Origin of the sequence: Kineococcus indalonis (genome assembly GCF_009906395.1) — a bacterium.
Taxonomy (GTDB): domain Bacteria; phylum Actinomycetota; class Actinomycetes; order Actinomycetales; family Kineococcaceae; genus Kineococcus; species Kineococcus indalonis.
On sequence record NZ_JAAALM010000016.1, the window covers coordinates 7,888 to 20,915 of the forward strand.

Sequence of the window (13,028 nt, forward strand, 5' to 3'; positions counted from 1 at the left end):
CTCGTGCCCGCACCCACGCCGGCCGCCCCGGCCGGGCTCCTCACCGCCCAGGAGGTCGCCGACGCCGTCAACGACCACGTCCTGACGCGCCTCGTCGTCGCCGAGCTGCTCAACCCCCGCACCGGCCGCCCGCCCGGGTACGACCGCCGGGCGCGCCAGCTGCTCCACCTCGTGGACGCCACCGTCGTCCGCGACCCGCTCGCCGGCCGGGACGTCGTCCGGGTGAGGTGGGAGGCGCGGGACGCGCTGCGCCGCGACCACGCCTTCACGACCACGTGCCCGGGCGGGCCCGTGGACGACGTCTCGGTCTTCTCGGGCAACCTCGTGAGGCTGCACCACGGCCTGCCGGTGCGGGTGCACTTCCACACGCCGGGCGCGGAGCTGCCGCCGGACGGCCCCGTCGAGGTGCATCGCCACTGGGCGCCGCAGGTCCGCTACGGCGAGACGCGGGCGGTGCTGGCCGACCTGCCCCACGAGCTCACGCCGCTCGCGTACCTGCCCCTCACCCCCGGCGGGCAGGTGGCGCCGCGGTCCACGCTCCACGTCACCGTCGAGGAGCCGGGCGGCGCGGAGGACTCGTGGGACGAGGTGCCCTCCCTCGTCCACAGCGACGACTCCGCCGAGCACGGCGACCACTTCGCCGTGGAGACCGACGAGCACCAGGAGTCCCGCCTGCGGTTCGGCAACGGGGTCAACGGGCGGGTCCTGCCGACCGGGTCCGTGGTCCACGCCGACTACCAGGTGGGTGGCGGCTCGGCGGGCAACGTGGGTGCCGGCACGATCACGGCCTTCGGCCCGCTCCCGGGAGCGCTCGCCGGAGCGGTCGAGGCGGTGACGAACCCCTTCGACGTCACCGACGGCCTGGACCCGGAGCCGCTCGCGCAGGTGCTGCGCAACGCCCCCGAGGCGTACCGCGCCCACCAGCTCCGGGCGGTGACCCTCGCCGACTACGTCGCCCGGGCCGAGGAGGTCGACGGCGTGCAGCGGGCGGCGGCGTCGTACGCGTGGACCGGGAGCTGGCGCACCGTGCGTCTGGTCCTCGACCCGCAGGACACCACGGAGCTGTCCGACGAGCTCGCCGCCGCGGCGGCGGCGCACCTGGAGGCCGTGCGGCTGATCGGCGAGGACCTCGAGATCCGTCCGCCCCGGTTCGCGCCCCTCACCGTGACGTGCAGGGTCTGCCTGCGTGACGACGTCTGGCCCGAGGACGTGCGCGCCGAGCTCGACGAGGCGTTCTCCGACGGCTGGACGGCGGCGGGGGAGCAGGGCTTCTTCCACCCCGCGCGGTGGACCTTCGGCCAGCCCCTGCACCGGAGCCAGATCACCGGGCGCCTCATGGCGGTCGAGGGCGTCGACCACGTCGTCGACATCGAGGTGCGGCGCCAGACCTCCGCCGCCCCGCCGGCCGGGGAGATCCTCGAGACCGCCTTCGACGAGATCGTCCTCGTGCGCAACGACCCCGACCACATGGAGCTCGGCTCCCTCACCTTCGACCTGCGCGGGGGGCGGCGATGAGCACGACCAGGGGCGACTGCGACCCCCTCGTCGCGGACGCCTCCACCTACCCGCGGCGTCCCGTCAACCGCGCCGCCCTGTCACGCATCGGGTACCGCGTCGGTGAGTACCCGGACATGGTCGAGGCCATGGTCCGCCAGGTCGACCGCGAGGTCTCCCTCGCGGCCTGGACCCACCGCGGCGCGGACGACCCGGCCATCGCCCTGCTCGAGGGCGCAGCGATCCTCGGCGACATCCTCACCTTCTACCAGGAGCGCTACGCCAACGAGGCGTTCCTGCGGACCGCGACCTGGCGGGAGAGCATCACCGAGCTCGTCCGCCTCACCGGGTACCGGCCCGCACCGGCCCTGGGCGGGCTCGGGACCCTGGCCGTCGAGGTCCGGGGGACCCGGCCCGTCGTCGTCCCGGCCCGCTGGCCGGTCAAGGCCGACCTCGACGGTGCCGCCCGGCCCACCGAGCTCGAGACCGCCGCGGAGCTGCTCGCCTGGCCCCACCTCTCCCGGTTCCACCTGTACCGCGCGCGCCACCGCGCGGGATGGGTCATCGCCGGCGCGCGGACCGTCGAGCTCACCGCGGTCGGTGGCTCGGCCGCGGCCGGCGCCGTCGCTGCCCTCGGCCTCAGGGCCGGGGACAGGCTCATGCTCCTGGCCGACCCACCGGTCTGGGAGTCCGCCGGGACGGCGTTCACCGCCGTCCAGCAGACCTCGCAGGTCCTCGAGGTCGCGGGGGTGCGCCGGGTCCTGGACCGCACGCTCGTCGACGTCACCACCGACCTCCAGCGCAGCTGGACCGCCCCGATCACCGCCTACCGTCTCGGCCGGACGTTCCGGCACGTCGGCCATGCCGCGGGGCCCACCTTCACCAGGAACATCCTGGACGGCACGACGATCACCGGTGCGCGCCAGCACACCACCGCATTCCTCCGGCACGTCTACCCCCACCACGACTGCGCGACCACGTCCGCGGACCGGAACCTGCCCGCCGCGGAGATCCCGCTGGACCAGGAGGTCCGGGACCTGCTCGTCGGGGCCCCGGTCGTCGTCGAGGCCCGCATCAAGCTCGGCAGCGTGGTGCGCGACCTCGCCGTGCGCCGCACCATCACGCACCTGCGGCACACCTCGATGGGGTTCGCGGCCTGGACCGGCCCCGTCACCACGGTTCGGATGGGAGCGGCGCTGGTGCGCCACACCGGCCTCGCCGTCGAGGCCGACATCCGCGACTACCGGGTGCACGAGGTGACGAGCGCGGCGCTCACCCTCCGCCCGCAGGCCACCGGCGACACGGGCGCCTTCAGCAGCGGGACCGACGCCCTGTGGTTCTACGGCACCGCCGCCGAGGCCGCCGAGCTCGCCGGGCGCCGCGTCACCCTCGTGCGCACCACCGACGCCGCCGCCCAGACCCTCACCGTCGTCAACGACCGCGGCGACTTCGCCGGCGGGACCGCGCTCCGGACCTGGCCCGTCTCCTTCGACGCCCCGCCCCACTTCCCGCGCGAGGCGTTCGACGAGGAGGCCCCGACCGTCAGCGTCCTCGGCAACCTCGTCGACGTCACCGAGGGCAAGGCGGTCCCGACCGGGGTGCTCGGCAACGGCGACGCCCGCGCCGTGTTCCAGACGTTCAAGCTCCCCAGACCGCCGACCCACCACCTGGCGCCCGGCGCCACGCCTCCGCAGGTCCCCGAGCTCGCCGTCCAGGTCGCCGACCGGATCTGGACCCGCGTGCCCAGCCTGTTCGGGCAGCCGGGCGACGCCGAGGTGTACGTCGTCCGGGAGGACGCGGACGGCAACGGCTGGGTCCAGTTCGGTGACGGGCTCACCGGCGCCCGCCTGCCGTCGGGCATCGGCAACGTCGCGGCGACCCTGCGCACCGGCGCCGGCTCGCGCGGCCCGCTCAAGCCCGGCACGACGCCGTCGTCGGCGCAGCGCATCGCCGAGGTGACCACGCTGGCCATGCCCGAGGGGGTCCACGGCGGCACCGACCGCGAGCCCGGCGACCACGCCCGTCAGGTCGCGCCGGGCAAGGTCCAGGGCCTCGACCGGCTGGTCAGCCTCGCCGACTACGAGACCGAGCTCCTCACCGTCCCGGGCGTCGTGCGCGTCCGGGCGAGGTGGGACGTCGTCGACGCGGTGCCGACGGTCCTGCTGCTCGTCCTCCTCGAGCAGGGGCGGGAAGCGGAGTTCGAGGCGGTGCGTGCCACCATCGCGAGCTACCAGCGGTGCCGCGGGCCCGACCGGTTCCCGCTCGTGGTGGAGCAGGCGTTCCTGCGGGAGGTCTTCCTCGACCTGCGCTACGGGCTCGACGCGCGCCACCTGCGCGAGGATGTCGAGGCCGGCATCGTCGCGGCCCTGGCACCGCGGGACACCCCCGCACCGACCGCGGTGCCCGGGGACCTGGCGGTGCCCGTCGCGTCCGGGCTCTTCGCCGCCAGGTCCCGCAGCCTCGGCGCGGCGGAGTACGCCAGCCGCATCGAGGGCTCGGCGCAGCAGGTCACCGGTGTGACGTTCGCCCACGTCACCGCGCTGGGCATGTTCTCGCCCACGGCCTCCCGCTCGGGCGGGGCCCTCCCGCTGCCGGCAGCACCGCGGCCGCTCCTGGCACAGGTGCTCCCGGCGGCGAACGAGATCCTCTCCCTCACGCTGGGGGCCCTCACGCTCCAGGACGCCCCGCCCGACGTCCAGGGGGCCTGCTCATGACCACCCGCGTCCCGCTCTACGCACGGCTGCCCGAGATCTACCGCACCCGCGACGCCGAGCAGCTGCCACCCGGGCAGCTCGCTGCCTACCTCGGCGCCGTGGAGCAGATGCTGGGCGCCGTCCACGAGAGCATCCAGGCCCTCCACGACGACCACTTCATCGAGACGTGCGACGACTGGGTGGTGCCCTACCTCGCCGACCTCCTGGGCACGACGCACCTCAAGGGTGATCCGCGCACCGTGCGGGCCGACGTCGCCGACACGATCGCGCTGCGCCGCCGCAAGGGCACCCTCGGCGCGATCGAGCGGCTCGCCGCCAACCTCACCGGCTGGCCGTGCCGGGCGGTGGAGCTCCGCCCGAACCTCGCCTGGGCACAGCACCTCAACCACCAGCGGCCCGACGCCGGGGGTCGCCCGCCGCACGGCGCGCCGACCATGACGCCGCACACCCCGCGCCGCGGCGGCACCGTCCCGGTCCGGGACCCGGCCATGCTGGCGCTGGCCGGCACCGCCTTCGACCCGTTCGCGTACACTCCCGACGTCAAGCGCGCCGACGACGGCGCGCGGCACGTCAACCTCCCCAACCTCGCGATCTGGCTCTGGCGGCTCGCCGCGTACCGCATCGCCGTCACACGGCCGCTCCTCAAGGGGGTGACCGACCTGGGGGCGCCACCGGTGGGCAGCACCCGGGCACGGTTCGCCGTCCGGCTGGACCTCGACCCCCTCGACCGGCCCGTCCGCCTCTTCAACACCGACCAGCAGCCCGAGCCCGCCACCGGCGGGACCCATCCGCTCACCGCACCCGACGCCGTCGGCGCGCCGATCCTCCCCGCCCGCCTCGAGTCGGGCAGCGAAGCGGGGAACCCGGCCGCGTACGTGCGCGTCGACAGCTTCACGGAGACGGCCGCCGGGCCGGAGGGCCTCGAGACGGGCGACGTGGGGCTGCAGCTCTACGTCCCCGAGGGCGTGCTCGACGGCGTCGCGTGGCGGGTCCGCAGCGCGAACCTCTGCGCGTGGGAAACCGGCCTGGACGGCGAGCTCGCCGCGTTCGACCTCGTGGTCGACCCGGTCATCGGCCGCCTCCTCGTCGGCCTGGCGACCCAGGCGCAGGTCGATCTCCTCGTCACCGACCCTGCCGGGAGCCCGAGCGCCCGGGGGTACGTGGGGTACACCTACGGGGCCGTCGGGCCCGTCGGGGCGCATCCCGTCTCCCGCGACCACCCCCCCGGCGGGTCGGTGCTGCGGGTGGTCGACGGGCTCGACCCCGCCGCGCCCACCCTCGCCCAGGCGCTGGACGACCTCCAGGACGAGACCGGGCCGGTCGTCGTGGAGATCCGCGACTCCCTCGTCCACGACCTCGACCCGGCCGTGCTGGCGGGTGCCTTCACCGAGGGCGGGATCGCCGCGGTGCGTCTGGCCCACCCGTTGACGGTCAGGGCGGTGGGCGGCACCCGGCCCGTGCTGCGCCTGGCCTCCCCGCTGGCGTTCCGGCCGCTCGACCCGGCCGCCCCCGAGGCCGCCACCGTGTCGGTGGACCTGCGAGGCCTCGTCGTCACCGGGGGTCCCGCGCTCGGGGCCGCGCAGCCGCTCGTGGCGCGCGCCGCCGTCGCCAGGCTCGAGGTCGAGGGCTGCACCCTCGACCCGGGCGGTCACCTCCAGCGGGACGGCACCCGGGCGCCGATGCGGGCCGCGATGCGGCTGATGAACGGGTACGGGTTCGACGACCCGGACGACGCGGACGACTTCGCACCGACCCCGGACGTCGTCGTGAGCCGCAGCGTCGTCGGCTCCCTCGCCGTCGATGACGGCTACCGCCTGCACCTGCAGGAGAGCGTCGTGGACGCCGGGGACGGGCCGGGCGACCCCGTGGCGCACGGCCCGGCGGTCGGGCCCGCCTCGGCGGGCCAGTCCCACGCGGCAGTGACGTCGGTCCGCGGGGTGACGGTGCTCGGCCGGATGTCCGTGCGCGAGGTGCGTGGGTCCGGCGGGATCTTCGCCCAGCGGCTCGACGCCTGGAACCACCAGGTCGGCTGTCTCCGGCACTGCTGGTTCTCCGGCGACGGCGACCACCTGCCGCCGCACCACGCGTGCGTGTCGGCACCCGGCACGCCCGTGGTGCTCACCAGCGCGCGGCACGGGCAGCCCGGCTACGTCCAGCTCGCGCGTGGCACCGGGTTCGAGGTGACGGACCGGGGGCCGGGCGACGACGCCATGGGCGCCACGGGCTTCCTCCTCGAGGCGCACAAGTGGGTCAACCTCGACGTCCGGCTGCGCGAGTTCATGCCGGTGGGCGTTCGTGCCCTGGTCCTCCCTCTGACGTAGTGGAGACTGCTCATGCACGGTGACTTCTCGACCAGGCGGTTCGACCCTGCGGAGGGCCACCAGGGCGTCCTGTACCAGCAGGGGCGCCTCCTCAGCGACGCCGACCTCACCGACGGCGAGGCCATCGCGCTCGCGTGGCGCCGCACCGCGGCGCGCGACGTCATCGGCGCCGACGTCCTGGCGGTGCCCGCCGCCGAGCCGGACGGGTACCAGGTGGTCAGCGCCGTCGTGGACGGGGACGACGTGCTCGTCGGCCTCCGGGCCGGCCGCGCCTGGGCGGACGGCGTGCACACGATCCTCGCCGGCGACCCGGTCGCGCCCGGCGCCCCGGTGGTCCGCCGCGCCGACTACCTGCCCCCGCCGCACAACCCGGCCGGGACCGGCACGGACCAGATCGCCGACGGCGTCCGCGACGCCGTCGTCCTGGAGGTGCGCCTGGAGGCCCTCAACGCCTTCCAGGACCCGGTCCGGCTGATCGAGCCCGCCCTCGGTGGTCCGGACACGGCGGAACGGGTCGTCACCCGCACCGCGGTCCGGCTGCTGCGGCTGGCGGCGGGGGAGACGTGCACGACCATCGGCGCCCGCCTGGACGACGACCTGTCCGACCACGGGCGGCTGACGGTCTCGCTCCTGCCACCGACCGTCGTGGGCGGGGACTGCCCCGTGGTGGAGGGCGGCGGGTACGAAGGGCTCGAGCACAACCTCTACCGCGTGGAGATCGCCCGGACCACCGCCGGCGCGCCCATGTTCGTGTGGTCCGGAGTCAACGGCGGGCTCGTCGGTCGCGGCCAGTTCCACGGCGGCGCCGACGCCCACGTCGACATCGTCGCCAACCGGGCCGCGATCCTCAGCTCCGGGCTGACGGAGTTCTACCTCGAGGCGGTCGAGCTGGACGTCGACCGTGGGTACCGGCGCGTCACGTACGGGACGATCGCGACGCTGAACGCGGAGGGCGAGCTCGACCTCACGGCACCGGCGACGTTCGGCACGCTCCCGGGCGCCGGGCAGCAGGTGTTCTTCCGGCTCTGGAACGGCATCGCCCCCGTCGGCGACTTCGCCGGTGCGACGAACCCGGTGATGCTCCGCGACGGCATCCGGCTCCAGTTCGACGCGCCGGCCGGCGCCACCTACCGCCCGGGTTCGTGGTGGACGTTCGAGGTGCGCGCCGGGGAGATCGGCAACCCGGAGGTGCTCGTCGACGACGCCGCGCCGTTCGGGCCGGAGATCAGCCGGGTGCCGCTCGCCGAGATCACCTGGACCGGCGCCGGCGACACGGGCCAGGGCGGCGAGATCGAGGACTGCCGCAACCGGTTCCGGCCGCTGACCAACCAGAAGGTGTGCTGCACCCATCTCGTGGGCAACGGGGTGACGACCTTCGGCGACTTCAACTCCCTCGAGGAGGCCGCCGAGCACCTCCCGCCGGGCGGCGGCCAGCTGTGTCTGCTGCCCGGCGTGCACGCCGCCAACCTCGAGCTCGTCGGCCGCTTCGGCATCCGGATCACCGGCTGCCGCCATCGCACCTTCCTGGTCCCGCGTGCGACCGGCCCCGACCGTCCGGTGATCCGCGTCGCGGGCGGGCAGGACATCTCCGTCGAGGGCGTCGACGTGATCGCGCCGCTCGGCACCGGCATCGAGCTGGCTGCCGGGGCGGCGTCCCTGCGCGAGGTGACCGTCGAGGACTGCCGGATCCTCGCGCTCACGCACGCCATCCGCGTCGACACCGCGAGCGACGTGCGGATCCTGCGCAACCAGGTCTGGCTCCTCGACCAGCCGGCCGGGGTCTCGACGATCTCCCTGCACGCCACCGGCGCGCTGCTCGAGGGGAATCGCGCCGGCGTCTGGCCCTTCGAGGCCGCGCCGCCCCTCGAGGACGCCGGCGGCGGGAACGGCGACCAGCCGGACCCCGCCGACCCGTGCTTCGACGAGGACGACCTCGCGGCGAACGTCGGTCACCTCATCATCTACGCGCAGATGGTCTGGGCGGGGGTCGGGGCCGCCGCCGCTCCCACGCAGCCGTACGAGGCGCTCGGCGGGATCCACGTCCGTGCCGGCTCCGAACGCGTGGAGCTGCGCCGCAACCGCGTGGCGGGCGGGATCGGGCACGGCATCATGCTCGGCGGGGCCGTCCCGGGCGACCCCGCCCCCGCCGGCGGTCGCCGTGACGGGGAGCCGGTACGCGGCCCGGTCGTCCAGGTCACCGACGGGGGGTTCCTGGCCCAGGTGCGCTTCGTCGACGGCACCCCCGCGGTCGAGCACACCCTCACGCTCCACGACCGGGAGGACGGCGACGCGCTCTACCACGGGCTGACCGACGAGGCGGGCGAGGTCGAGATCGACGCCGGACGCGGCGTCTACATGCTCGGCGTCGAGCCGGGGTACGAGGTCCTCGAGATCCGGCGGACGACCGTGGAGCAGCGGCCCGTCCACGTCGTGGTGATCGGCCGCACGTCCGACGAGCCCGACGAGACCGCCGACGGCTTCCTCACGACGATCCGCATCCTCGACAACGAGATCGAGCAGATGGGGCTCTCCGGGATCGGCTTCGGGCTCCGCGCGCCCGTCCGAGTCGCCGGGCCGCGTCCGGACGGCAGCACGGACGGCAGCACGGACGACCTCGCCGAGACCCTCTCCGCGACGCTGGCCCCCACCGAGCTGCTCTCCACCACGGACCTCGTCCGCGACCTGGTCGTGCGGGACAACCGGATCGTCGACAACCTGCGGATCGTCTTCACCGACGAGATGCGCCGGCTCGCCGGCGTCGTCGCGCACGGCGGCATCTCCCTCGCGGCCGTCGAGGGCCTGACCATCGAGCGCAACGAGATCACCGGCAACGGGACCGACGCCGCCAACCCGTCCGCGGGAATCTTCCTCGGCTACGGGGAGGACGTCGTCATCGCCGGCAACCGCATCACGGAGAACGGCCCGGTCGGCGCGAGCTACCGCGAGCTGCGCAGCGAGGGCCTGCGCGGCGGCATCGTCGTCCGGCTCGCCTCCTCGGTGCTGGCCGGCGCCACGGACGACGGGCTGCGCAAGCCGGCGCTCGTGGTCCGGGACAACGTCGTCGACCAGACCGCCGGGCGGGCCATCACCGCACTGGCGTACGGGCCGGTGAGCTGCGTGGGGAACACGCTCAACGCCGAGCACGAGGGGGCGTGGGGCGTGTTCGACGAGCTCGTCGGGGCGGTGCTGATCGTCAACCTCGGGGGCATCCACCGTTTCCAGGACTCCCGGTCGCCGTCCGAGGCGCGGGACTTCACGAACCTCGCCGGCCCCGGGAGGCCCAGGTTCACGACGTCGGGACGCGCGTACAAGGACGCCGTCGAGCTCATGCTCCCCGGTGGCGAGACGCTGTTCAGCTCCAACCAGGTGCGCACCGGCCCGGAGAACCGCGCCTGGACCTCGCAGCTCATCCTCACGGCGGACGACCTCGGCTACGACGGCAACCAGAGCGGCATGTTCCGCCCGGACCTGACGTTCACCAACCTCCTCGGGATCGCGCACTCGGTGCGCGTCACCGGCAGCCGGTTCCGGGAGCGGGCGACCGCGGTGGCGATGTCCGCCCTGACGCTCGCCGGAGGCACCACGGCGAGCGCGAGCGCGCGGGCGATGAACACCACCACCCAGAACCAGGGCGACCACTGCATCATCGCCATCTCCGGGGGGACGGTCCCGCTCGTGGAGCACCCGAACCAGGTGGTCTCGACGCAGTTCTGCCCCGAGGGCGATGGCGGCCCCACCAAGGCGCAGTACGTGCTGGCCACCTTCCTCGTGGTCTGGCGTCAGGTCGTGGCACCGGACTTCCAGGTCGGGCAGGACGCCGCCGTGGTCAATGTCGCCACCACCACGACGGTGAACCGGCTCGCCCGGTTCCAGGCGCAGACGCATCTGGCCTACGCGACCGAGGCGCGGCGGGTGGCGGCGCGGTACGGCGCGGACGACCCGCGATCGCTCGACCTCGCGCACGCCGCTCGGGTCCGCAAGCGCAAGGCCGCGGTGCTGCGGGTCCAGGCCGACATCGCCAGGGTCCGCGAGGCTCCCGCACCCCGCGAGGGGGTGCTGTTCGAGGGCCGGGTCGCTGACCGGACCGGGCGCGCCGTCCGGGGGGCGGTCATCGAGCTCGTCGGCCCCCGAGGACGTCCGCTCGGCGTCAGCGCGACCGCCGACGCCACCGGCTACTTCGCGGTGGAGATCGACGAGCAGAGGCGCGACGCGCTGGCGCGGGGTGAGGTGCTCCTCCGGGTCACCGATCCCGACGGCACCGTCCTGGAGGCGCCGAAGGAGTCCGTGGTCCTGGGGACCGGGCGGCGGGCGCGCCACGACGTCGTCGTCGAGCGCCGACGCATGGTGGTCGACCTGCGCGACGTGCGGCCGGTGTTCACCCACGTGCCCACGACGTCTTCCCGGGCGGACACGCCCACGGGCACGGACGTCCCGACGCGGCCCGTACGGCCTCCCCCGCCGGAGGTCCCGGCGCAGGCCGGACGGCCACCGCGGAAGGACGTCCCCACCGAGCCTGCCGAGCCCACCGGACCCGACGCGACGGGACCCCGCGCGCCGACCGGCTCGGTCCAGCCGGACAGCGGCACCCGGCCCAGCGGCCCGAGGGGACCCGAAGGCCCGCGTCCGCGACGGCGCGAGTCCGTCGATGTCATGATCGAGAGCGTGAGGGGCATCGGCCCGGTGAACGCCGAACGGCTGCGCTCCGCCGGGGTCGAGACCGCGCGGGCGTTGCTCGCACTCCCGCAGGACAGGCTCGCCGACCTCGTCGGCGGAGCGGCGTCGCGGCTGCGTGCCGCTGCGCAGGAGGCGATCGAGGAGGTCGCACCGGAGTGAGGGACCCGACGATGCCCGGACCGGGAGCAGGCCGCACGTGAGTCCGGCGGCGCTGCTCGCACAGCAGGCACCACGGCGCGCGGCGGCGCGGGCCGTGGTGCCGGCCCGCGCCCTGCCCGCCGGCCGGCGCCGGCACGCCGACGAGCACGCCGACGAGGTCATCCGGTCCGCGGGCCCCGGTCCGGCACGCGGGGCGGCGCCGTGCGCGTGCGGCGGTGGGTGCCCCCGCTGCGGTGCGCGCGGCGAGCAGCCGGTGCCGGCTCCGTTCCGCCGTCGTGCCGAGGCGACGCTCGGCGTCCCGCTCGACGACGTGCGCCTCACCCGCGGCGGCGCGCTGGCGACGCTGGCCGCCACCCGCGGCGCCGACGCGGCGACGAGCGGCACGACGATCGCCTTCTCCTCCGGCTGGCCCGATCTGAGCAGGCCCGAAGGTCGCTTCGCCCTCGGTCACGAGCTCGCGCACGTCGCCCAGCAGCAGCACGCCGGCGGACGCGGACCCCTCGGGCGGCTGACGGATCCGGCAGGCAGCCGCGACGAGCGGCGCGCCGACGTCTCGGCCGGGGGACTCAGTGCCGGTGCCGGTACAGGTGCCGGTGGACGCGCGCGCGGGCCACGGACCGCGCTCCGCACCGGGCTCCGCTCCGCCGAGCTTGTACCCGCGGTCCACGCCGGGGCTCCGGTGCAGTTCGGGGCGTTCGAGACCGTCGGCGGTGCGGCCCGGGCGGTCGACGACCTGGTCGCACCGGTCGTCGACCCGCTCGTGCAGACCGTCCACGGGCAGCTGGCGGAAGTCCTGATGAGCCAGTTCGACATCCCCGCGCACCTGTTCACCTACGTCGCGTCGATGCCCCTGCGCCTGCTCCGGCTGCTCTCGGACGCCGTGTCCGCCCCCGTCGGTGTCTCGCAGTGGACGAGCGACCTCGTGGGGCTCTTCGTCAACTGGCAGGGCTTCGACCCGGTCTGGGACCACCTGCTGCAAGGCGTGCTCGACGGCGCGGCGTTCGCGGGGGAGTACTTCATCCATGCCCTGGAGACCGTCGGAACCGGGGAGTTCCTCCAGTTCCTCTGGGCCCGCTCCCACCGGCTGGCGCCGCTCAACTCTGAGCAGATCGGCGCCGCGCGGGAGGTGCATCCCCCCGGTCTCGTCCCGTACTCGCTGGTCCGCGTGGACCACAACAGCATCGTCGCGCGCCTCGCCGCGCTGTTCTCCGGCGGCGGGACGAGCGTCTGGCAGCAGATCGTGGGGACGGCCGGTGCGGAGCACCGCGCCGTGACGACCATGCACGTGATCCACGTCGGTCACACCATGGACAGCTCGCTCGCCGTCCACGAGCTGACACACGTCGGTCAGTACGAGCTGGTCGGTGCGATGTACATGGCGCAGGCGCTCTACGCGCAGGAGTTCGGCCAGGGCTACGACTACAACAGTCTCCACGGGTCGCTCTCGGCCGCGGTCGCGGCCGGCGCGACCTATGCCGACTTCAACCGCGAGCAGCAGGCGCAGATCTGCCAGGACTACTACGACGTGACGCACGGCCTGCCCGCGCGCTGGCACGGCAGCGAGGCGGACCTCGAGTACTTCATCAACGACTACTGGGGACGCGCAGGCGTCCCCGTGCTGCGCCACGTGGTCGCGCAATGACCGGCGCCCGAGCCAGCGTGGCGT

General features: G+C 74.9%; 5 protein-coding genes. All 5 read left to right on the forward strand.

Annotated features, from left to right (window positions below):
* A partial coding sequence (locus GTR00_RS22785; RefSeq protein WP_205704846.1) for a putative baseplate assembly protein occupies window positions 1–1,515 on the forward strand: 1,515 nt, incomplete at its 5' end.
* Window positions 1,512–4,208 (forward strand): baseplate J/gp47 family protein, encoded by a 2,697-nt coding sequence (locus tag GTR00_RS02015; protein WP_166609988.1) that lies wholly within the window; start codon window positions 1,512–1,514, stop codon window positions 4,206–4,208. The genes GTR00_RS22785 and GTR00_RS02015, both read left to right, overlap by 4 nt.
* The gene (locus tag GTR00_RS02020; RefSeq protein WP_166609989.1) at window positions 4,205–6,529 is read left to right on the forward strand and encodes a phage tail protein; all 2,325 of its coding nucleotides are present in this window, start codon (window positions 4,205–4,207) and stop codon (window positions 6,527–6,529) included. Before GTR00_RS02015 ends, GTR00_RS02020 begins: the two co-directional genes overlap by 4 nt.
* A 12-nt stretch (window positions 6,530–6,541) precedes the next feature.
* Window positions 6,542–11,362 carry a DUF6519 domain-containing protein gene (locus GTR00_RS02025; protein WP_166609990.1) on the forward strand — a complete coding sequence of 1,607 codons (4,821 nt, stop codon included), beginning with the start codon at window positions 6,542–6,544 and terminating at the stop codon, window positions 11,360–11,362.
* Window positions 11,363–11,399: 37 nt separating this feature from the next.
* Window positions 11,400–13,004 (forward strand): eCIS core domain-containing protein, encoded by a 1,605-nt coding sequence (locus GTR00_RS02030; protein WP_166609991.1) that lies wholly within the window; start codon window positions 11,400–11,402, stop codon window positions 13,002–13,004.
* Window positions 13,005–13,028: the final 24 nt, after the last annotated feature.

Excerpts from the sequence above, each read along its gene's own strand:
- GTR00_RS02020 (WP_166609989.1), top strand. The coding sequence starts at position 4,205 with ATGACCACCCGCGTCCCGCTCTACGCACGGCTGCCCGAGATCTACCGC.
- GTR00_RS02025 (WP_166609990.1), top strand. The coding sequence starts at position 6,542 with ATGCACGGTGACTTCTCGACCAGGCGGTTCGACCCTGCGGAGGGCCAC.
- GTR00_RS02015 (WP_166609988.1), top strand. The coding sequence starts at position 1,512 with ATGAGCACGACCAGGGGCGACTGCGACCCCCTCGTCGCGGACGCCTCC.